We start from the raw sequence: 22,118 nt of genomic DNA, 5'->3' as shown, positions 1-22,118 counted from the left end.
CGACATGGCCGTCGCTCGGTAGGAGGAATTGTGGTGTCCGCACCAAATAGTGCTCAGGATGAAGTTCGTCATGGAAATCCGGCTCCAACCGTTTCGGGAGCTGGTCGCGGTGTTGAGAAGCGAACCATTGATATGGTGCCTGACAGCGAAAGGCACGGTACTCCGAAGAGTCAGTTCACGCTATGGTTCGGAGTGAACATGCAGATTACCGCTGTCGTGAATGGTGCTTTGGCGGTTGTTTTCGGAGCCGATGTCGTATGGGCGTTAGTTGGTCTTTTCATCGGGCAGATCATCGGTGGCGCCGTCATGGCGCTCCATTCCGCTCAGGGGCCCGCGCTGGGGCTTCCACAGATGATTAGTTCGCGGGCACAGTTCGGCGTTTATGGCGCTGCGCTCCCGCTGTTTCTCGTACTGCTTCTCTATTTCGGCTTTGCCGCTACTGGAACTGTCTTGGCTGGATAAGCCATTAACAATGCATTTGGTGTCCAGTCCAGGTGGATCGGAATTCTGGTTTTGCAGCTTTGACGGCAATTATTGCCATGTTTGGGTATGACCTAATCCACAAGCTGGGGAAGGTGTCATCGACAATTGGTCTCCTGGGGCTGCTTTATGTCGCGGTTCGTCTGTTCCAAGTGAGTTCCTTTGGGCCGCAGCTGACTGATGTGCACTTCTCAGTGGTACCTTTCCTTCTGTCGATTGCTTTAGCGGCAGGATGGCAGTTGACTTACGCACCGTATGCCAGTGATTACTCACGCTATCTTCCCCGTGACACGAAGTTTGGGAGTGCGTGGTTTGGTCCCTTCGCGGGATCAGTACTTAGAGCTACGATTTCGATGACGCTGGGTGTGTTCATTGCTGCTGCTGGTGGTCAAGCTTTCATTGGCGATCAGGTTGGGTTTATGGGGAACCTTGCCCAGAATCGTGTTTTGGCGATCTTGGTTTTCATCTCCATTGTGATTGGCAAGCTGACTATCAACACCTTGAATGCGTATGGCGGAGTCATGGCGTTGTCGACAGCTCTTTCGGGTTTCACCGGTAAGAGTAGCGTCTCTCCGAAAACTCGTTTCGGTTTCGTGATTGGTTTCAATGTTGTGGTTGTCCTGACGGCGCTCGCGGCGTCCTCGGATTTTCTGCAAGTGTTCAAGTCTTTCATCTTGACTCTGCTGATGTTTTTCCTGCCGTGGTCGGCGATCAACCTGCTGAACTATTACCTTATATGTCGTCGCTGTATTGACATTCCTGCGCTGTACACTCCGAGGGGCCGCTATGGCAAGCTCCACTGGCCGACCGTTGTTGTTTATTTGCTCGGCGTCGTTGTGCAGATTCCGTTCATCTCTCAGGCCTTTTATGTGGGGCCGGTCGCCGCAGCGATGGGTGGAGCGGACATCTCGTGGCTCGTGGGCCTTGTTGTTACAGCGTTGGTATATTTTCCGCTTGGCAGACGAGCGTTTGATTACCCCCTGGAGATAGTCTATCCGAAGGATGTGGAGCTGGATCCGAGCATTGTTTCTCGGTAGGTTGGTGGTTTTGCTGTGGTTGTTCCTGGAGAACACCCGTATGCGAGTCTTTTGCTTGGGGGAATGTAAATGGTCGTGGTCCACAGGCTTGTGGACCACGACCATTGTTAGTTGTGAGAGGAACCTTGCGTTGTTTCCTGAGGCTGTCAGGCTCCTGTTCCTGTTGCTGGGAGGGCCTTCGCGTGGATCAGTGCGGGGGCCGCGATGTGGGTGTGATGAGACCCGAGGTTGTGGCGGTCCGTTGTACGGCTGATCGGCGTGGTGGTTGTGGCCCCGTGGGTTGGGGTTGGGGTTGGGGTTGGGGTTGGAGTGGGCGTTGGGGTTGGAGCCGGCGTTGGGGTTGGAGCCGGCGTTGGGGTTGGAGCGTCGGTGTCGGCGTCGGCGTTGGGGTTGGAGTCGGTGTCGGTGTCGGAGTCGGGGGTGCAGGCCTTCTGCACGAGTCCGTCCAGGGTTGGTAGTTCAGCCTTGAGTTGCTTGTAGATTGCTACGGCTTCCTGGGTGTTGCGGATGTCGACGATTTGCCGGGCGATGTCCTTGACGAGCTTGGCGGTGTTGAACGCCAGTAGCGGCTCCTTGGCCAGGCGCTTGACGATATGCGGTGCAAGGCTGATGGCAATGGACTTGTCTATTCCAGCCCTGACCAGGTGAGTGACGATGCGTGCACTCAGGATCGGAGAGCTGATAATCGCGGTTGCGACAGCGGCGTCGAAGGCGCGGCCGATGACGTGCTCGATGGCTGCCTTCTGGAGATGGACGCCCCTTTGGATGAGAAGAGCTGCTTGGGCGGCGATCTCAGCTTTGATGAGTTCGAACTTCGCGATGGGCCCGAGGGCGGGGTTCAGTGCGGTGGCGACGATCGCCACGGCGGTGGCTCGTGCCAGGTGCTTGTCGATACCAGCAGCGACGAGGTTTGCGATGACCGCGCTCTTGAACGCGGCTGATCCTAGTGCGTTGGGGATGATCGACGCGCCTAGGATGGCCTTGAAGCTGAGGTCGATGGCTGCAGCTGCGTGTTGGACCGCAGCGTCTGCTACGAGGCCCAGCTGGGAAGCGACGAGGACTTTCAGTCGATGGTGGTTGAGGGTGAGGGTACCCTCTGCTGCCATTTCGGCGGCGATGCGGGGGGCCAAGGCGGCTGCGTCGGCTGCGCTGAGTCCGGCCTTGACGAGTGCTCCGACGATCGCGCCGCGCAGTTTCAGGTCGTTAATGATGGCTTTGCGGCAGTCCGCGTCAATCTTTGTCTTGGCGCTGGGGCTGAAGGCGGCTGTCTGGGTTATGGAGCTGTTCTCGTTAGAAGCAGCATTCGCGGGGGGGAGGGTGATAGCTGATAGTGAGCCGATCAAGGCAGTTGCTGTCACAGCTGCCACGGTGATCCTTGTCCGACGCATCGTTGTCTCCTAAGGGTTAGAAACTTAGTGATAGCTAACCTGCGGCTAGCAAGCTGAAATGCTACCACTAGGACAGCTCGCCTTTTTCACGTATGCCGATTGCCGACACGAACAAAAATAATCACACCAAAACCCACACAGCTGCTTTCATTGCATAGGTTACGAATTACATGCGCGTACTTTGAACATGGTGATAAGCATCCGGTCAGCGATACTGGGGGAGCTTGCTTGCGACGTATCTCACATGGGTGAGGACGTGTGAGCTGCGGAGGCCTTTGATGCCGGCAGACATGAGTGTTGATCTCGTATGCTCGACGGTCAGCTCTGCAATGTGGGTATGGTCGCCCAGGCGATAGGCATAGTGGCCGGTCGAATCGGGCACAGTGAGTGTGATGATCGTGACTTCGTCGTCAGTTCCCGCTGGGTTGCGTGCCTATCAGCCGTGTTGTGGTCTGCACGTTTTCGCCCAGGTTCGCCAGCGCCTCAGTGAGTGCATCGGCGGTGGCGTGCAATTCCTCGTCGGTAACTGGGGCGAGGGCGTCGAGGATGAACAACGCCGTCCGAGTGGTATCGGTGAGGCCGGTGCGTCGACCCTGCCGCCAATTCCACCGCCGGCACGTCACCCCGGCGTCGTCGCACCAGATGGCCTCACCGATTTCAGGGTGCTCGATCACGGCCGCTCCGTTCGCGGTCGTGTCGAACGACTCTTCTCCCGTGGCACGGATCAGACGTGCCGGGCCGTTGTAGCGATGAAGGTCCTCGCCGCCAAGGGGAATCTGGTGCAGCACCGAGATCGCGTTGTAGACGTCAGTAAGCGCGTTCACCCGCGGGAGACTTTTCTCGGCGCGGCGGGTGAGGGCTTCGAGACAGTTGCGCGTGCGCTGTGGCTTCGCCCCGAAACTCCGAAATGCCTCCCGCCACGAGGCGATATGCGCAAGCTCATTCACTGGCGAATCTGCCAGGAGATTACGCGCGTGGGCCTCCGCCTGAGCGATGAGTGTGTCGACCATGTCGTTGCCCTCTCCGGACGCAGGCGGGGTGAGGCCGTCGACCACGAGCAGCAGGGCTCGGTAGTCTGGGCGCAGTTCGAACACGGCCTTGTCCACTGTGCAGGCGTCGAGGAACGTCTCGGGAGCCATGGGTTCAGGCATCGGGGTTTCCTTTCAGTGCGCGGTTCCCACGTCCGGCTCGAACACCGTCAGTGAGAACCGGGCAGAATTATCTGTTGAGTTTATGTAGGCATGGGCTGCGTCGCCGTAGAACGACAACGCATCGCCGGGGGCAAGGTCGTAGCGGTTTCCGTCGACCTCGACGGTGACTGTCCCCTCCTGCACGTGCAGTAGTTCTCGGGTGCCGTCGCTGTGCGCCTCGCTGTCGTGACGCTCACTTGGCGCGAGCGTCCAGTCCCACAGTTCGACCACTTCCGGCGGCTCCGTGCCCGCGACCAGCATGCCCTTGCCGCCTGCTTCGCCAGTCCAGAGGGCAGCGCCCTGTCCATTGCGGGTGAGTTTCGGGGCGCGCGAAGCCGGGGGTTCCACTAGGGCTGGGAGCCCGACACCGAGCGCGTCCGAGAGTCGCAGCAGGGTGCCTACGCGTGGATTCACTGCGCCCTGTTCGACGTTTACGAGCACGCGGCGGCTCACCCCGGCGTACCTGGCGAGCTGATCGAGCGTCCATCTCCGGGCCATGCGCTGTTGCTTGACCCGTGCGCCGATCGCATGTGCCAATGGCTCTGCGCCCGTATCCATATAGTGCATGATACTGCACTTTGTGGGCAGTGCAGTTATTCCGGTTGAAACTGCAACACACGGGAGATGATCGCTGGTGTTGCCGCTCAGCGGAGGTCCGGGGAGCCCTCGTGGTAGGTGGTTGAGGGTCGCGTCGATAGTGGTTTCAGGCGAACCACCGATTGAGCTCGTTGGCGGTGCCGCCGTCCTCAAAACATGGTGCGATGTCGTCGGCGGCGGCTTGGACCTGTTCGGAGGCGTCTCCGATGGCTACGCCGCGCCCGGCCCACTGCAGCATTTCAATGTCGTTGTTGCCGTCACCAATGGCTAGGACGTCTTTCGGGTCGATCCCTTTGAGGCGGCATAGAGGGTCAAGGGCAGAAGCTTTGGTGACTCCCTCTGGGGTGATGTCGAGCCAAGCTGACCAGCCGATGACGTAGGACACGCTGTGGAGGTCGAGGCTGTGCGCCAGGTCCTGGAAGGAGTCGGCGTAACCGTTGGGATCACGGATGATCACCCGCGGGGCAGGGCGTGATGCCAACTCCTCAATCGATTCGATGTGGAGCGCGCCCTGCAACTCCCCGACGGGGAAGAGCTGGTTGAGTCGATACCCGACGCCAACTTCTTCGACGGCGATGAGCGCCTGGGGATAAACGTCCATAACGTGGTCAATGATTGGACGCGGGTCAAAGGTGATCTCGGTTTGAACCTTGAGCGGAGACATCGTCGCGGTGACGGCGCCATTGGACACGACCGCGTGTCCGCCTTGCAGACCGAGTGCCTCGTGGATCGGGACCGCGCCGAACAAACCTCGCCCGGTCGCCAAGACGGCGGGGACATCAATCTTGGCAACCGCTTCACGGACCGCGTGCGGAAGTTCCCCCTGATGATTGACGAGGGTCCCGTCAATATCGAGAGCCACCATGCGAGGAGTGAATGTCATGTCAGCCAGCTTGCCACCACGTGATGATCAAGCGGTGAATAAAACGTGACGTTCTCAGGCAGCCAAGCTTGCACGGCCCGGGTGGGGACGGCCGGTCACTGACTCGTAGGCAGCAGCTAGACGGGTTGCAGTGACCCTCGAAGACCTCTCGCGACGTGGAGTCAGCGAGGTGTCGCGTGCCCGCCGCAGGTGCCGTTTCACGGTAGATAGCGAGCAGCCGAGACGGTCTGCGATGAAGCTCAGGGGCTGGTCGGGGTGAGCCCGGCGAAGCCTCATGACGTCCTGAGTGGCAACTTGATGGCCGCGACCGATGATTCCGGCGAAAGATTCCACATCGTCCGGGCGCACCCTGACGCCGAGGTAGGAGCGGATGCGGGAGCGTTGGCGTGGCGTTGTCCCAGCGGCGAATCCAGCGACGTCGTGATCGAGGATGGCGTTCTCCAGGCACTGTTCGAAAAGAGGGCAGGTAGAGCAGGCAGCGCGAGCGCGGGCCTGCAGAGTGCGCTCCAGTTGCTGTTCGTCGGGCGTCGCGGCAGTGCTATCGCCCTCGAGCAAGGGGTGTTGGAAGACCGCTCTGAGGTTGGCGCAGGACGGAAGAGTTCGATCGTTCATCCGATTCACGATGGCTCCTTTCCAATGGGCCAAGGCGGCTGTTCGACGTCAACTGCCAGTGATATTACAAGTGCTTTTCGCAACTTCATCTGACGTTGACAGTGATCAAATTGGACGTCCAAACGCGCTTGTCAGGCCGATGTACACAGATTCAATGCGGAGTTTTTGCTGTTGGAGGCGAATGGGAAGGGTGATTTTCAAAATAGCTTGATGTGTACTTTTGGATAGGACGTTATTTGGATGGTCGACTTTCGTCTATATGCCTACGGTGTCCACTCCGTAGTGGATCCCGCGTGGGAAAACCGCCGTTGTCCCGGTTAGAGTGCCTAGGTGGATGCAGCAACATACATGGCACTTGTACTGGTGCTCGCGGTCGGTGCCCAGTGGCTCGGATGGCGGTTACGCCTTCCCGCGCTGCTGTTCCTCCTCGTGATCGGTTTCGCCCTCGGACAGTGGGTCACTCCCGATGAGATCTTCGGGAGGAAGCTGCTATTCGATGGTGTCAACCTTTCAGTAGCAATTATCCTCTTCGAGGGGTCACTTGGACTCAAACTTCGCGAAGTCCGTGACCTCGGACGACCGATTTTTCGGCTGTGCACCGTCACCGCAGGGCTGGCGTGGGTTCTCATCACCGGCGCGGCGATGGTATTGGGGTTTGATGGCCGCGTTTCCCTGCTGTTGGGCGCGATCCTCATCGTCACTGGCCCAACGGTGATTAACCCGATCCTGCGTCAGTTGCGTCCTACTCGGCGAGTGAGTGCTCTGTTGAGGTGGGAAGGAATCGTCGTCGATCCGCTCGGCGCCATCCTGGCATTACTGGTGTATCAGGCCATTACCAGCATCGACGGATCTTCCATCGGACAAGGCGTCTTGAATCTGGGGCTCACCCTATTGGTCGGGCTGCTCTTCGCTGGCCCCATCGGGTGGATCGTCACCGCGATGATGAAACGGCACCTCATCCCGGACTTCCTACAAGGCGTGATTTTCGTTGGGGTCGCCGTTGGAACGTGTGTTGGCGCTAACGTCATTCGGGAGGAATCGGGCCTGGTCGCCGTTACGATGCTCGGCATCTACCTGGCGAACCAGCGCAACCTCGAGCTTGAGCCCGTCATCGAGTTCAAGGAACACCTGCAGGTGCTCCTCGTTGGCGTCCTATTCATCATGCTTGCAGGACGCGTGACCCCGTCTCAGATCCTCGACATTCTGTCTACGGGCCTGATTTTCGTCGCGCTGCTTGTGCTCATCATTCGGCCCGCTTCGGTGCTGTTAGGGTTAGTCGGTACCGAGACGACCCGCCAAGAACGCACCCTGATGTCGTTTATGGCCCCGCGAGGAATCGTGGCGGCGTCGGTGGCGTCGATTTTTGCCATGCAGTTCAGTGAATCCGCCGACCACGTGCGCGAGCAGGCGAAGCAGATCGCCGCATCTGATCCGGAGCATTCCAAGCGGTTGTTCTCCTTTGCCAACCAGATCGCTGGTATGGCCAGCCAAGTCGACCGACTCGTACCGCTGGTCTTCCTCGTGATCGTCTGTACTGTCGCTATCTACGGTCTGGGTATTGGAAGACTCGCCGAGAAACTCGGGTTGGCCTCTGCGAGCCCGCGTGGAGTGATGTTCGCGGGGTCACCTGCTTGGACTATCGATACCGCCAAGACCCTACGCGACCTCGATGTGCCGACTCTCATCGTCACCCGACGTGCGTATGACCTGTACGCGGCACGCAAAGCCGGTCTGAGATGCGAGGCTGCGGACTTTCTATCTGAATACGCCACCGAAGATATGGACCTTGCCGGAATCGCTTCGATGGTGGCGTGCACGCCGGATGACGACACCAATTCAATTGCGTCCGTGCACTATCGGCGTGCGTTGGGACGGGCGAACGTCTTCCAGCTGGAGCGGATGGATGAGAGTGATGACGGTGACGCCACTACCGGCACCGCGCAGATCCTCAAAGCAAGGACGGCCTTTGACCCCCCGACCTCGCACTCGGCGATGGACAAAATGTGGCGTAATGGCAAGCGGGTACGACGGGTCAAGCTGGACGAGAACCGCAACTGGGAAAAGTTCCGAGAGGCCATGCCGGACGCTGTGGTGATGTTTGTCGTTAAGCCTTCTTCGGTGAACGTTGCCACCAACGGGATGAATGTTCCCAAAGAGGACTACACCATCATTTATCTGGGTGACGAGTGGAAAGACGCTCCGGAGCCTGTTGCCGCTCAGGAGGAGCAGCCGAGTCGACAGACGATGTTGGTGCCATCTTCGGAAGAGGCGGTGCGAGATCGCATTGACGCCGACCGGAGAGCTGCTGAGGGGAAGAATAAAGCGGCCGTTAGCGCGACTGCTGGTGATCCGGCTGACACCACGGTTGATCATGGTGACAAGGGTGGGAAGTCTGAGCAGACCTCGGAGGCTAGTGGGGGAGTCGAGGATCCGGTTCGGCCGCGATTCGATAAGTTGAGCCCGGGAAGGCCGTCGCCGGTTTCTGCGGACTCACCGAGCGAGTGGTGAGGGACAGCTGAGGACGTTCGTTCCCCTTGGTGCCGTCCCCAGCTCCACTCACACGGCCTGGCGCTTCCGGACGACTCTCTCCGCCGTCCACACGGTGGCTCCAATAACGGCTCCTGCGATTCCAGCGACTAGGAATCCCCACTGCCAACCGTTGGCGTCCATAATGGCGCCGATGAGCGGGGCTGCCAGGGCCGTCCCGCCGTTGAGACATGATCCCTGCCATCCGATGATGGTGCCTCGTGAGTCTGCGGGCACGAGATCGGTCAGCGCATCAATGGAGGACGTAATCGTCGGAGCGCAGAACACCCCGCCCACAAATAGCAGGATGGCTGTTGACGCTGGGCCGCGCGACAAGGCTGGTAAGGCGGTGAGCGTCCCTAGGAATACGAGGAGAAGTGCGGTCGACGCGCCTCGAGGCAAGGCTCCATACAGTGTGCCGCCGATGGCTGACCCAAACCCGGATGCGGCCAGCACCCAGCCGATCATTTCGGGGTGGCCCATGGACCTCATCTCGGCGACTGCCGTTAACTCAAGTCCCCCAAGACAAAACCCGGTGGCAACGACTGCAAAGAGGATGGATGCTGACCGGGGGGATAGCCACGCCATCTTGCGGCTACGTGGCGCCGGGACGATCGGCGTGGCCGAGGCTGGAGTAGCAGGCGGGGCTGGGCTGCCCTCAGAAGGCTCTGTTGTTGCGGGATTGAGGGCCATCAGGCCGATGGCTCCGATGGCGGCAACGAACCCGCATGCCGTGATGGTAATCCGGGTTCCGATTGTCGTCGCTGCGATGATGGCAACTGTCGGGCCGATCATGTAGCAGATCTCCACGGTCACAGAATCGAGTGACAATGCCGCGCGGCGTCGTGACGCGGGCACAGCCGCCATAAGGACCTGACGCGGAATGGTGAAGATGGGGTAATTCCACAGCCCGCCGATCGCGCACAGCACGAGAAGAGGGAAATACCCTAGCCAGGGACACAGTCCCCACGTGATCGTGGTGGTGATGAGTGAGGGAAGCATCGTGCGCCGCAGCCCGCGGCGGTCGACCATGCTGCCGCGCCATGGTCCAGAAATCATGGTCGCGACGGTCACCACAGTCGTTACCGCTCCGGCGCGCACATAATCCAGATGAAGCGAGCTGACGACATGGACGCTCATGACGATTCCGAGGCTGAAAATCGGAATCCGGATAAGGGCTGACAACAGGAGGGTCGTCCACACCTCCCGAATAGCGATAACATCCCGGTAACCGTGCACCTAAGCACTCTATAACGATGTGGCGTATTAGTACCTCGCCGTCACCCAAGTTTGAGTGGGGTTGCGCAAGACGATACGAAGTCCCGCTCACAGTAGTGCGGTCAGTGCAGCCTTTTGCGGATAGATGCTGAGTTGCGGATAGACGCTGAGTTCTCGCTGGTCCTGATGAGTGCGATGACAAATTCGGTCTGCATCCTCGTCATGGCAATGAAGAGAAATGACGGAATCCAACCGAAGATGATCGCCATGGTGGCAACCGGGGTGCTGCCTTTATCATCTGACGCTAATGAGGCGATGCTGAAAGCAGCCCACAAGATGACGGCGAGAATAATGGATAGGGCTGGGAGACGTCGGGTTATTGCTCGTAGCGGTAGCGCGTCACGTGATGATCCATCTAGACGTCACCTTTCTGATGGCGCGAGGTGGCTCAAGAAAACTCATTCGGGCCGACCAGGTATCCCGGGCGGCCCGAACATGTGGCGATCAGTCGACGCCAACTTCCATTGCGGTAGCGTTGAGAGCCTTTTGGCTGTCATCGTCATCGTCGCCGTTGGACGCGATAGCTGCTGCGCCGCCGGTCTCAAGTTGTCCGACGAGGTCGGCGTGGCTGGTGAGCTGGCCTTGCGCAGAGTAGAGCTCAAGCTTTTCGCGGGTGTCGGCGATATCGAGGTTGCGCATCGTGAGCTGGCCGATGCGATCGGTCGGGCCGAAGGCAGCCCCCTCAACGCGCTCCATCGACAACTTCTCAGAGTGGTACGAGAAGCTCGGTCCGGTGGTGTCAAGGATGGAGTAGTCCCAGCCACGACGCAGTTTGAGCGTGACCGATCCGGTAACGGCGCTGGCGACCCAGTGGGTGAGAGATTCACGGATCATGAGGGACTGCGGGTCGAGCCAGCGTCCCTCATAGAGCAGCCGCCCGAGGCGACGCCCCTCGTTGTGATAGGTCTCCAGGGTGTCTTCGTTGTGGATGGCGTTGGCGAGACGTTCATAGGCGATGTGGAGCAGAGCCATGCCCGGGGCCTCATAGATGCCGCGGGATTTCGCCTCAATAATGCGATTTTCGATCTGGTCGCTCATGCCGAGGCCGTGACGACCGCCGATGGCGTTGGCCTCCAGAACGAGGGCGACTTTATCGTCGTATTCTTTGCCATTGATGGCGACGGGCAAGCCCTGCTCGAAGGAGATCGTCACCTCCTCAGTATCGATCTTGACGTCTGGGTCCCAGAACTTGACGCCCATGATCGGGTTGACGGACTCGATGGAGACGTGCAGGGATTCAAGTTTCTTGGCCTCGTGGGTGGCGCCCCAGATGTTGGCGTCGGTGGAATAGGCCTTTTCCTTGGAGTCGCGATAGGGCAGGTTGTGGGTGGTAAGCCAGGCGCTCATCTCGTCACGGCCACCGAGTTCAGCGACGAAGTTTTCGTCGAGCCACGGCTTATAGATGCGCAGCTGCGGGTTGGCGAGTAAGCCGTAGCGGTAGAACCGCTCGATGTCGTTGCCCTTATAGGTGGAGCCGTCGCCCCAAATGGAGACGTCGTCGGTATGCATAGCGCGCACCAACAGAGTGCCGGTGACGGCGCGACCGATTGGGGTGGTGTTGAAGTAGGGGCGCCCGGCGGAGCGAACGTTGAACGCGCCGCACGCGATAGCGCTCAGTCCCTCCTCGACGAGCGCTGCCTTGCAGTCGACAAGTCGGGAGATCTCAGCGCCGTAGTCGAGGGCGCGACCCGGCACTGACGCGATGTCGGGCTCGTCGTACTGACCAATGTCGGCGGTGTAGGTGCACGGGACCGCGCCATTTTCGCGCATCCACGCGACGGCGACGGAGGTGTCGAGTCCTCCGGAGAATGCGATGCCGACGCGCTCGCCGACGGGAAGCTGAGTGATGACCTTGGACACGGTAATCACTCTAGCGTATATATATGCATCATTCCAAATGGATATGCGGTTGGTTGGGCTGAACGTTGCTGGAGATGATGAGGTACCGGCTATCGGCTGGCGGATGGGATGCGAATAGCTGGACCGCGTAACTATCGGGGCTACTTCTAGAACATAAAACGACCTGCCATGGGTCAGCCATGACAGGTCGTTGTGGATTCTTAGGGCGTCAGAGGGTCAGTGCAATCTTGCCGAGCACCTCACCGGATTCGAGCCGTTCGTGGGCCTTGCCTGCCTCGGACATGGGGAAGGACTCAACCGGGGCGGGTTTGATGCTGCCATTGGTGTAGAGCGGCCATGCAACCTCACGGACCCGCTGGCAAATCTTGGCTTTCTCTTCAAGGGGGCGAGGGCGCAGGCTAGTAGCGGTGACGAAGGCGAGCTTGTTGAGGAGCTTTGCAATATTGAGCTCTCCCTTGACGCCGCCCTGCATTCCGATGATGTCGAGACGCCCGCCAATGGCGAGAGCATCGACATTGAGGTCGAGGTACTTAGCGCCCATGACGTCGAGGATGACGTCGGCACCACGACCCTCCGTAGCCTCCTTGATGCCGGCAACCCAGTCCTCGTGATAGTCGAGGGCGACGTCGGCACCGAGGGCGCGGCAGAACTCCTGCTTCTCGGTGGTGCCACAGGTGGTGATGACCGTGCACCCGAGCGACTTGGCGTATTGGATAGCGAACTGGCCGATACCGCCGGCGCCGCCGTGCACGAGGAAGGTTTCACCCCTGGCTAGTCCGACGTGGTCCATGTTGGAGATGACGGTGGCAGTAACCTCAATGAGTGTTGACGCGGTTACCGGGTCGATGCCCTCGGGGATGGGCAGGAGTTGGCCTGCTGGGACGATGACATACTCGGCGTAACCACCGCCGGCTAGCAGCGCAATGACCTCATCATCCTCGGACCAGCCTGTGACGCCTGGGCCGAGGGAGGAAATGACGCCGGTAACCTCCAGGCCCATGGTTTCCGAGACGCCCTTCGGCGGCGGGTAAAGGCCTTGGCGCTGCAACAGGTCGCCGCGATTAATGCCGGCCGCCTTCACCTTGACGAGGACTTCCCCAGGGCCAGGTTTCGGTGCGGGGACCTCGGTCCATTCAATGCATTCAGGGCCGGGACGATGGCGCCCCTTGGAGTCTGTCTTGTCGGTCGGGCGGACGGTGATCGCATGCATGTGTTAAGCCTGCCACAGGGGTGAGCGCTCCCACATCCTTCACGCAAGCAGACGAAGTTTTCCCCAGTTTCCTGGCGTTATCCACAGATGCCACACATGAGGGTTCTCAACGGGTAGTGGTGCCCCTCATGATTCCGTCATGGTGATGAGACAGGATCGCGCTGGACGACGCTGTTGGTGCTTGATGATGGCCCTTGTCATGGTCGGTCTAGCAACAGTGGCATGTGGCGCTGATGAGGATTCCACTGGTGCGACGGGCGGGATAACTCCAGTTGCGAGCGTGGCCCCGACACCAAGTCCGGCCCTAACACCGAGTGCGGAGGCGCCGAAGTTTGTGAAGGTGACGGCAACGCCGGCTCCAGGGACGAAGCAGGATGCGTTGTTCTTGGAAGCGAAGAAGGTCTATGAGACGTATCTGGAACAGACTCTGCTTTTTGAGCAAGAAGGTGGGGGTGAATCTTTACCTCTAGAACTCCAGAAAACAGTAGACGGGCCATGGGAAAATGTTCTCGAAGAATATTATAAAAAGGTGGAAATGCGAGGGCATCACGTAACTTCCCAGTCTGCTGGGTTCGGAAAAGTAACTCTGTCTCGCATTAAGACAGAGCACTCCTATCTAATAACGCTTAGATCGTGTGTAGATCAGCGTCAGTGGGTGTTTGTGGATAAGTCTGGAGGGGAAGTGTCTCGAGGTAATGTACGCCAGATTATTATGTCGATGGCTAAGGAAAATGGGTCGCTCGTGATTACTGCTGCTAGCTCTAAGGGTGTAGATAAATGCGTCGTGTAATCTGTCTATTCTTAGGGGTTATTGTGATTTATGTCGGCCTCATGTCCACGCCGGCTTTTGCTGAGCAAGGTATTAGTATCACGGACATGGAAAATACGGGGAATGTGACGGTTACATATCGAGGTAAGGGTTCTCATCATAAGTCGGGGATCAAAATACGGGAGGGCGCTAAGCGCGGTACGCCTGGGCATGGTGGCTCTCATCACAGGCGGAGTAACCCCTATGCAGGTAAGCGTCAACCCCCCACGTCCCCCAAGTCATCAGAGCCAGTGGATCGGCGAGTGAGTGACGCTTATATCGCCTCATCTATATTGTCATTGGCCAGTCCTAGGATTCCGTACCTGCTTGGACTCAACTTGAGTCTAATGGAACCGAAGCCTAACCGTACGACGCCATCTCCATCTCCCGTAAGGCCTAAAGTGTCAACTCGGGAAGAAGCCCGTGACTGGTCTGTCGATCTTGCGACGAATATTCACCTTGCTAAGCCAGTTGTCTACGTTGAGCCGCGACCTTCGGCCAACAAGTGGAACATTACTGCAGTGGGGCAGTCGTTATGGTTCCACAATCCCGGGTCAGAACGTCACACCTCTAGCGATTCCTCGCGCAGAATTATCGTTTCCCTTGACGCCACACGAGTCGAGACCATCTACAACACCGGCGAGAAAACCGTCCGCTGCGCTCATTCAACCCCACGCCCGAAAAATGCCGATCCGCGAGCCCAATCTCCGGACTGCGGTTACATCTACCAGCACCCAGGAAATTACACCGTGCGCATGACTGAGGTGTGGCAGGTGAGATGGCGTTCAGGTGATCAATCTGGCCAGATCGTTACGAGGCGGTCGTCCTCTAAGCCGCTGAAGGTCAACGAACTCATTGGCGTGCTCACACAACCCGGAAGACGGTGATGGCTGACAGATGCTGCCGGGACAGGGCGAACCTCGTAATTGCCGTCGTCCAGGGGCCGGAATTTAGCGTCACTGGACGATGCCCGCGTTCGGATTCGTCAACGTCTAGGCGAGGTATGAGCGGGTCTAGGTCCGGGACGATGAATATGCCCGATGAATTATGGCTAAGATGGGGCCACCGGGTCGTGCCCGGTTGGCGAGATCGCATAGTGGACGAGTGCAGCCGCCTTGAAAGCGGCCGAGGGCAACCTCCGTGGGTTCGAATCCCACTCTCGCCGCCACGGAGCCTGTCCCCAGGTGCGGTACCCGAGGGCCAGGCTCTCGCATGTCAGCCTTGCAATGATGGGAGATGGGGATGCCCAGGATGGACGTGACGGATCTTCCACCCGGCACGACCAGGCACGTCATGTCGCCGGAACCTCCTATTCGTGGTTTCATCATTGCCGGCGTCTTGTCCATCGTTGGTGCCGTCCTCATGATCGTCAGCATCGCCAAGAGCTGGCACGAGGTGGTGACCATCATCTTTATCGCCGTCCTCGCCTGCGGTATCGCTTTGGCTGTCACTGCAGCATGGTCCATGGTTCACATGAAGCTCTACGTCGATTTGGATGATGAGGGCTACCACATCCACGGCGCCGGACAGGATCGCCGCGGAACCTGGGACAAGGTCACGAAAGTCGCGCTCACCGAGTCACGGTCTCGCCTCACCCTCTACCATGGCCAAGTTGGGCGTACCCACATCGTCCGTCCCGGAATCGGAGACCCCAAAGAGATGGACGACTTCGCCGTCGACGTCGCACACCGCCTTGACGAATCACGCGGATACCGCCAAAATATTTAACCTACCATCTAACCCGGCAGTGGCGTTCCGGAAATACTCTGGAACGCCACTGCTGTTGTCTGACGTGCATGGCTTATATCGCTGCGGGCCACATCGCGGCGGCTTAGCCCCTTCCTGCAGCCGACTCGCTGGCCTCCTCGGCTACTTCCGGCACCTTGACCGGGCGGAGTCTCACCCACACGAGGAATACTGCCCCTGCGACGAGCAGGCACATTCCAGACACCAGGTCGGCGTGAGCGTCAGATCCCTTTACCAACCCAGTAATCGTCAAGATGATTCCGTAGAGGCCGAGCAGCACACCTATGACGGTCCGAATGTCCATCGCGCGAGCGACCTTACTGCGATTGCGACGAGCCGTAGCAGTTCCGTTGGACATGGCAAGCTCCTCAGAAAATGATGTTGAGAACGACGGTGATGGCGAGCACGATCATGCCGAGCGGGACCGTACGGCGATACCACGGGAGATCCTTCTCCTGTGGGTCGACGAGGTGCTCCTTCGGGGTCTCCGAGTACACCAACCTGACCAGCTCTGCTGCAGGCTTAGGCTCGGTAAACAGGGACACCACAATGCTGACGATGATATCTGCGACGAATCCGACCGTAGCGGCAAGGAATGCCGTCCCCTGGCCTGGCAAGGTAAAAACTCCCGCTAGGCTCATAACCCACACCGTCACCGCACTTAGCGTGCCGACGACCAGGCCCGACCAGCCTGCATGCGGGGTTGAGCGCTTCCAGAACATGCCGAGGATAAACGTTGCAAACAGCGGAGCGTTGAAGAATCCGAACAACGTCTGCAAGTAGTCCATGATGTTGGAGAACCCGGACGCCATAAACGCCGTTCCAATGGCGACGACGGTCGCGATGACTGTGGCAATGCGTCCCACCTTGACGTAGTAGTCGTCGGGCTTGTCCTTAATGACGTAGTGCTGCCAGATATCCACGCTGAAAACGGTGTTAAACGCCGAAATATTCGCCGCCATACCAGCCATGAACGCAGCTAGCAGACCTGTGATCGCCACGCCCGTCAGACCGGTCGGCAACAGGTTGCGGATGAGAAACAGCACAGAATCGTTGTACTGGACGAAACTACCTGACGCGCCACCAGCAACCTTCTCACCAGCCTTCATGCGGGCAATTTCAGGGACGAGGATCGCAGCGAGCATGCCTGGCAAAACGGTGAGGAAGGGCACGAGCATCTTCGGGAAGGCCCCGATAATCGGCGTCTTGCGTGCAGACGACAGAGAATCGGATGCCATTGCCCGCTGCACCTCGACGAAATTCGTCGTCCAGTAGCCAAAAGACAGCACGAATCCGAGTCCGAGCGTGATGCCAATGACAGACATCACTGGACTGCCGAATCCGGACAATGCTTGGCCAGGCCAGGAATGAAGCTGCTGGGCAGCCGGCGTCACGACGCCAGGATGAGCCTCGGCGGCAGCAGTGATCTTGGCCTTGAGGCCACTCCAGCCACCTACCCGATGCAAACCGATGATGACAAGGGGTAGGAGGGAAGCGACGATGATGAAGAATTGCAGCACCTCGTTATAAATAGCCGCCGACAAGCCACCAAGGCTGATGTAAGCGAGCACGATCATCGCGGCAACGATGAGGGCAACCCATAGCGGCCATCCCAGCAGGGCACGGACGATGGTTCCAAGCAGGTACAGGTTGATACCGGCGATAAGAAGCTGGGCTAGCGCGAAGGAGACCGCGTTAACGAGGTGCGCTGCTGGGCCGAACCGTTTGAGCATGAACTCTGGCACGGAGCGCACACCGGAGCCGTAGTAGAAGGGCATCATGACGATGCCAAGGAACACCATCGCGGGTATAGCGCCGATCCAAAAGTAATGGACCGTCGGGATGCCGATCTGGGCTCCATTAGCCGACATTCCCATGATCTCGACGGCGCCGAGGTTCGCCGACACGAATGCCAGCCCTGTCACCCATCCGGGCAGGCTGCGTCCGGACAAGAAGAAGTCGAGGGAGTCGGACACCTGATGTCTGGCGGCCAGTCCGATTCCCAGAACGAACACGAAGTAAATGAGCAGTATCAGGTAATCAACGAACCCTGCGTTGATGAGTGTCTCCAACGGCATGGTGCGGAGTGGTCCTTTCGGTTGGTGCGGGGGGAGGAACGGCCTCGTTGGCGTCGCCCCGTGGGGAACCATAGACCCCGGTGCGGCATGAGCGCATCTGCACCCGGTAGTTTTGAGTACGTAAACATTTTGAGTGAGCGAAGTCGACGCAGCGCCACTGGCATCGTCGTACGCTCAGCCTCGTTGTCACGGGATTTTGACCGGCAAAGGAGCCATTTATGTCGCAGACACCCCACGCCATTGCGGCAGATCACCAGACCCCGACGATCGGCACAGCATGGTCGGTAGAGGAGGGTGCCACTCGCGCCCGGCACCTCTTTGGCGGGCACATTGGTGGTAGCCCCGATGGCGTCTGGGCGGCCCCCGGACGTGTCAACATCATCGGCGAGCACACCGACTACAACAACGGTTTCTGCCTGCCAATCGCCCTTCCCCATCGCACCTACGTCGCTGCTCGACGCCGTGATGACGACAAGGTCATCCTCGTCTCCCAGCTTGACGACAGCGTTCTCACCTGGGAGGGAACCCTCGACGAGATCGCTCCTGGGGCGGTTGCTGGCTGGAAGGCCTATACCGGTGGTGTCGCATGGGCGCTGCGTCAGGCCGGGCATGGCCTCGGGGGATTCGAGGCTGCACTGGTCACGTGCGTCCCCCTGGGTGCGGGACTGTCGTCGTCGGCGGCCGTCGAGTGTGGCGTCGGTCTGGCCCTCGCCGACCTCTACGACCTTGATCTCACCGACTCTGACTCCGGCCGTATTGACCTCGTCAATGCTGCCCGCGCTGCGGAGAACGAGGTTGCTGAGGCTCCCACTGGAGGGCTCGATCAAACCGCTTCGCTGCGTACTACCGAGGGTCACGCCCTCCTCATCGATTGTGACGACTGGTCGGTTCGTCAAGTCCCCTTCAACCTGGCCACCGCCGACCTAGAACTGCTTGTCATCGACACCTGTGCTCCCCACCGGCTGGTCGACGGCCAGTACGAGGCGCGACGGCGGGCCTGCGAGAATGCCGCACGCATCCTCGGAGTTGGTAGCCTGCGTGACGTCGGTGACTTGGGGGCCGCCGTGGCCGCCCTCGATGACGAAGGGATGGCTAGTTGCGTCCGCCACGTCGTCACTGAGAACGACCGTGTTACCCAGTTCGTTAAGCTCCTCGATACCGGCCAAATCCGCGAAGTGGGGCCGCTTATGAACGCCTCCCACGACTCCCTGCGTGACGACTACGAGGTCACCTGTCCCGAACTGGATACCGCTGTCGACGCGGCCCGCGCTGCTGGTGCTCTTGGCGCGCGGATGACTGGCGGCGGATTCGGCGGTTGCGCCATCGCTCTGGTCGATCGCGACGTTCGTAACAAGGTTGCCACGCAGGTCGCGGACTCCTTCCGGGAGGCCGGTTTCGCCCACCCCGAGTTCTACGTCGTTACCCCTGGCCCTGCTGCCCTGAGGGTGCAGTGATATGACCGAGCGGCAGCGCCGAGGACCGTCTCGCCCCTCAATGGGTGATGTCGCCGCGGCTGCCGGGGTATCCCAACAGACCGTCTCGCGGGTCGTCAACAACTCCGACGCCGTGCGCAAGAAAACTGTCGACAAGGTTCTCAAGGCCATGACCGAAGTCGACTATTCGCCCAATGTGGCTGCTCGCAGCCTGCGCTCGGGCCGCACGAGTGCCATCGGCGTCCTTGCTACCGACCTTTCACACACCGGAGAGCTGCGGACCGTTCAAGCCATTGTCGATGCCACCCGCCGCAGCGAGCTTGCCGTCGTCCTTGATCGTCTTGAGCCTGCTGACGACTCCGTCAGGTCGTACCGGCGCGCGATGAAGCGGATGGCGGGGCGAGTCGACGGCTTCATCATTGAGGGGCTTGAGCTTGACCATCCCGAGGACCTTGAGGTACCGCCGGGAACCCCAGTCGTGATGGCTGGCTCTCCGTGCAGTCGTTTCTCGACCGTCGGATGTGACCAGGCCTCCGGTGTGCGTACCGCCGTTAACTATCTCTTGGCATTGGGGCATCGCACAGTCCACCTCGTCAGCGGCCCGGACTATTCCCGCCAGGCTGTGGTACGCCGCCAGGCCTGGCAAGAGTGCTTGGAGACCAACGACCGCGAGATCCCCGATGTCATCATCGGGGACTGGACGGCCTCGTCAGGACGCGATGCGGCAAGCTACCTCAAGGACGCCGGAGCAACAGCCGTGTTGGCCAGCAATGACGAAATGGCGGCAGGAGCCGTCATCGGTCTGCACGATATGGGTGTCAGGATCCCGGACGATATGTCTGTGGTGGGATTCGACGACGTCCTGGGAAATACGGTGTGGCCGACGATGACGACGGTGCGACAGGACTTCGCGGCGGTCGGTCAACGCCTCGCCGAGGAGCTCCTAGCCCAGTTGCAGGGTGCTCCGAGGAAGTCGGTCATGGTCCCGGCCCCGTTGGTGATTCGGGAGAGTACCGCACCCCCGCGACATTGACCCCGAGCGACACCTACGAACCGCACAGGCGCGGCCCCAGGAGAGGCGTCAGGGCTGCTGCGGGTTATAGGCGCAGGCGTCAGTCACAGATTGGGAGACGTCGTGGTTATCGGGTGACGGGCGTGGAGCGGGGGTCTGCGGGGACTTCTTTAACCCGCTGTGGCTCGGCGGCGCCATGGCGGTCTTGTGGGTGTTAGCAGACGAAGCCCGCGTTACCGGCTTGTTCTTGTTTTTTGACGCAGAGACGCCATGGATGGCGGCCTCCACCTGTTTGCGGATGAGATCGTAATTCGGGCGGGAAGAGAAGAATCCGTGCTTGCCATTGGTGAAAACGACGCGGTTGATGTTGGCGTCACGCATGTTGATGGCGAGGTCGACGAAGGCCGGTAGCATTCCCTGCGGTATGTCAGAGACTACCATCTGCCCGGAAGCATCAGCGATCGATTCGAAGCGAGTCAACACAGTCTGCGGGCTGGTTTGGTCAAGAACGGCTTTGATAAGGCAAGACTGGCGTCCCATCCGGTCGTAGTCGGTGCTCGCTGAGCGCGACCGTGCGTACCACATGGCGTGGTAACCGTCGAGGTGTTGGTTGGGGCCAATCTCGAGGTAACCGTCCGGCCTCTTGCCTTCGGTATTGCCGGCGATGGGCAGGCGCTCGTTGATGTTCACCGACACTCCGCCGAGCGCGTCGATGAGTTTCTGAAGGCCGTCGATGTCGAGCATGACGAAGTAGTCGATCTTGAGACCGAGGGCCTCTCCGGTGGCTAGCTTGAGGGCGTCGGCTCCGGGGTAGTCGGTCGCGCCCATGCGGTCGACGTAGTGGGCCTTCACCGTCGACCAGATCTCGTTAGCCATGTAGTCGGGGTTGTCACCGTCACCGTCTTTCCCGACGAAACCGTTGGGGAAGTCCCTGTGCAGCGGCGAATCAGGCGGGAATGGCATTCTCGCGGTGTTGCGGGGGATCTGGAAGATCGAGGTATCACCGTTGGAGGTATTAATCGACGCCACCATGATCGTGTCAGTGTTCATGGAGTTCTCGGCGCGGTAGTTACGCACCTTGCTGTCGTCGGCGCCGACGAGCAGGACGTTGACTCGCGGCTTGGCCGCCCAAATCGCCTTGACGTCCTGGTTGTAGTTGATGGATGGGCGGGTGCCGGACCGCTTATCGGTGAAGATCCGGCCTAGCATGTGGTCTTGATCGTAGGCATACCGGCCAGCGACAGCTAGCGGCGTTGCGATGGTGGTACACAATGCGGTGACAAGGATGGTCGAGACCCAGCGTTGTCCGCGGGTGATGCCCTGAGGTCGAAGATCGAGGTGGGAGAAGGTCAGCAATGCCACCAAGGCGACGGCAAGACTCGGCAAGCCCCAGGTCAGAGCGGTGAGCAACTTGGGTCGCACGACGATCGACGCTGCAACTGTCGGGTTAGCCAGGATGAAGAAAACGGCAATGGTCAGCCCAATGAGGAGAAGACCGATGATCGTCAGGCCTGTGACGCGGCGACGCGGGGCACGGCTACGAGACAGGGTTAAGCCGGGGACGATGGCCCCAAGTACCGTCCATCCCAGGCAGGTGTTGAAGGCATGGTTGCGTCTGGCCTCCTCGTTCCACCGCGACGGTCTGCGGCGGCTGCGGCTAGCTGGTGAAGACTTGGCGGTTGCAGCTCGTCGGGCTGGGGTAGGGCGGGATTTCGGCTCACTGAGGAGGGGCTGTGGGGCGTTAACAGGGGGCTCAGCAGCGGACCGGCGTGGACGCGGGGAACGCGTCGGTGGCCGGGCGGCTGCCCTGAGATCCGCCCGCCGCAGGACATGTGTGTCCTCATTGGCCTCCGGATCGTTCATCCAATCCGGTTGAGCGGCGTGACGTGGAGACGGCGAGTTGGCGCCGCGCGACGCGTCAGCCATGCACATCCCTTTCCGTAAGTGTCGATGGGGCGGACCCCATGTTAACCGCTGCAC

At 59.8% G+C, this 22,118-nt stretch carries 17 protein-coding genes, 1 tRNA gene and 3 pseudogenes; 9 read left to right on the top strand and 12 right to left on the bottom strand.

Annotation, left to right across the window (positions count from 1 at the left end; translation table 11 throughout):
- Window positions 1-30: 30 nt before the first annotated feature.
- Window positions 31-1,517: pseudogene (locus LRP59_RS01155) on the top strand (purine-cytosine permease family protein).
- A 146-nt stretch (window positions 1,518-1,663) separates the two neighbouring features.
- Here LRP59_RS01155 and LRP59_RS01150 read toward each other — a convergent pair.
- From LRP59_RS01150 to LRP59_RS01130, 5 genes and pseudogenes are all read right to left on the bottom strand, one after another.
- A pseudogene (locus LRP59_RS01150) lies at window positions 1,664-2,905 on the bottom strand (adhesin).
- Between the two features lie 410 nt (window positions 2,906-3,315).
- Window positions 3,316-4,044, bottom strand: a complete 729-nt coding sequence (locus tag LRP59_RS01145) for a B3/4 domain-containing protein (protein WP_032499838.1) — start codon at window positions 4,042-4,044, stop codon at window positions 3,316-3,318.
- A 24-nt stretch (window positions 4,045-4,068) separates the two neighbouring features.
- Window positions 4,069-4,653, bottom strand: coding sequence for an XRE family transcriptional regulator (locus LRP59_RS01140; protein WP_032499837.1), 585 nt, complete (start codon window positions 4,651-4,653; stop codon window positions 4,069-4,071).
- A 145-nt stretch (window positions 4,654-4,798) separates the two neighbouring features.
- Entirely contained in the window at window positions 4,799-5,557 is a 759-nt protein-coding gene (locus LRP59_RS01135; RefSeq protein WP_002520801.1) for an HAD family hydrolase, read from the bottom strand.
- Window positions 5,558-5,629: 72 nt separating this feature from the next.
- Window positions 5,630-6,196 (bottom strand): WhiB family transcriptional regulator, encoded by a 567-nt coding sequence (locus tag LRP59_RS01130; RefSeq protein ID WP_002514150.1) that lies wholly within the window; start codon window positions 6,194-6,196, stop codon window positions 5,630-5,632.
- 339 nt (window positions 6,197-6,535) lie between these two features.
- On the opposite strand from LRP59_RS01130, the gene LRP59_RS01125 reads away from it, so the two are divergent.
- Entirely contained in the window at window positions 6,536-8,695 is a 2,160-nt protein-coding gene (locus LRP59_RS01125) for a sodium:proton antiporter (protein WP_002514647.1), read from the top strand.
- Between the two features lie 48 nt (window positions 8,696-8,743).
- On the opposite strand, the gene LRP59_RS01120 is transcribed toward LRP59_RS01125, so the two are convergent.
- Entirely contained in the window at window positions 8,744-9,952 is a 1,209-nt protein-coding gene (locus LRP59_RS01120) for an MFS transporter (RefSeq protein ID WP_002514646.1), read from the bottom strand.
- Between the two features lie 101 nt (window positions 9,953-10,053).
- Window positions 10,054-10,248, bottom strand: coding sequence for a DUF4282 domain-containing protein (locus tag LRP59_RS01115; protein WP_230613997.1), 195 nt, complete (start codon window positions 10,246-10,248; stop codon window positions 10,054-10,056).
- Here LRP59_RS01115 and LRP59_RS01110 point away from each other — a divergent pair.
- Window positions 10,160-10,342: pseudogene (locus LRP59_RS01110) on the top strand (hypothetical protein); the annotation flags it as partial. The gene LRP59_RS01115 and the pseudogene LRP59_RS01110 sit on opposite strands and share 89 nt — an antisense overlap.
- Before the next feature lie 93 nt (window positions 10,343-10,435).
- Here LRP59_RS01110 and argG read toward each other — a convergent pair.
- The gene (gene argG / locus LRP59_RS01105; protein WP_187361755.1) at window positions 10,436-11,860 is read right to left on the bottom strand and encodes an argininosuccinate synthase; all 1,425 of its coding nucleotides are present in this window, start codon (window positions 11,858-11,860) and stop codon (window positions 10,436-10,438) included.
- A gap of 199 nt (window positions 11,861-12,059) precedes the next feature.
- Window positions 12,060-13,061, bottom strand: coding sequence for an NAD(P)H-quinone oxidoreductase (locus tag LRP59_RS01100; protein WP_002514644.1), 1,002 nt, complete (start codon window positions 13,059-13,061; stop codon window positions 12,060-12,062).
- Window positions 13,062-13,200: 139 nt separating this feature from the next.
- Between LRP59_RS01100 and LRP59_RS12055 the strand changes: the two genes are divergently transcribed.
- The 4 genes from LRP59_RS12055 (at window position 13,201) to LRP59_RS01085 (ending at window position 15,597) form a co-directional block, all read left to right on the top strand.
- Entirely contained in the window at window positions 13,201-13,851 is a 651-nt protein-coding gene (locus LRP59_RS12055) for a hypothetical protein (protein WP_002514643.1), read from the top strand.
- A gap of 419 nt (window positions 13,852-14,270) precedes the next feature.
- Entirely contained in the window at window positions 14,271-14,756 is a 486-nt protein-coding gene (locus LRP59_RS01095; RefSeq protein WP_148378623.1) for a hypothetical protein, read from the top strand.
- A 195-nt stretch (window positions 14,757-14,951) separates the two neighbouring features.
- Window positions 14,952-15,037: transfer RNA gene (locus tag LRP59_RS01090), tRNA-Ser, on the top strand.
- Between the two features lie 68 nt (window positions 15,038-15,105).
- The gene (locus tag LRP59_RS01085) at window positions 15,106-15,597 is read left to right on the top strand and encodes a hypothetical protein (RefSeq protein ID WP_002520795.1); all 492 of its coding nucleotides are present in this window, start codon (window positions 15,106-15,108) and stop codon (window positions 15,595-15,597) included.
- A 103-nt stretch (window positions 15,598-15,700) separates the two neighbouring features.
- Here the strand turns inward: LRP59_RS01085 and LRP59_RS01080 are convergent, their stop codons facing one another.
- Both LRP59_RS01080 and LRP59_RS01075 read right to left on the bottom strand, forming a co-directional pair.
- Complete coding sequence (locus LRP59_RS01080; protein WP_002519553.1) at window positions 15,701-15,919, bottom strand: hypothetical protein; 219 nt, start codon at window positions 15,917-15,919, stop codon at window positions 15,701-15,703.
- Between the two features lie 64 nt (window positions 15,920-15,983).
- On the bottom strand, window positions 15,984-17,693 hold the full coding sequence (locus LRP59_RS01075; protein WP_002514639.1) for a sodium:solute symporter family protein: 1,710 nt from the start codon (window positions 17,691-17,693) through the stop codon (window positions 15,984-15,986).
- A 218-nt stretch (window positions 17,694-17,911) separates the two neighbouring features.
- Here LRP59_RS01075 and galK point away from each other — a divergent pair, with 218 nt between their 5' ends.
- Together galK and LRP59_RS01065 are read left to right on the top strand one after the other, a co-directional pair.
- A complete protein-coding gene (galK, locus tag LRP59_RS01070; protein WP_002514638.1) occupies window positions 17,912-19,147 on the top strand; it encodes a galactokinase in 1,236 nt (411 codons plus the stop codon).
- A gap of 40 nt (window positions 19,148-19,187) precedes the next feature.
- Entirely contained in the window at window positions 19,188-20,159 is a 972-nt protein-coding gene (locus LRP59_RS01065; RefSeq protein WP_002533283.1) for a LacI family DNA-binding transcriptional regulator, read from the top strand.
- Between the two features lie 48 nt (window positions 20,160-20,207).
- Here LRP59_RS01065 and LRP59_RS01060 read toward each other — a convergent pair whose 3' ends face one another.
- On the bottom strand, window positions 20,208-22,064 hold the full coding sequence (locus LRP59_RS01060; RefSeq protein WP_014604248.1) for an LCP family protein: 1,857 nt from the start codon (window positions 22,062-22,064) through the stop codon (window positions 20,208-20,210).
- Window positions 22,065-22,118 lie beyond the last annotated feature (54 nt).

The sequence above is a fragment of the Cutibacterium sp. 37298 genome (assembly GCF_023838685.1).
Classification (GTDB): domain Bacteria; phylum Actinomycetota; class Actinomycetes; order Propionibacteriales; family Propionibacteriaceae; genus Cutibacterium; species Cutibacterium acnes.
The sequence above is the reverse complement of the archived record's forward strand: the minus strand, read 5'-3'. Positions and strand labels throughout refer to the sequence as shown.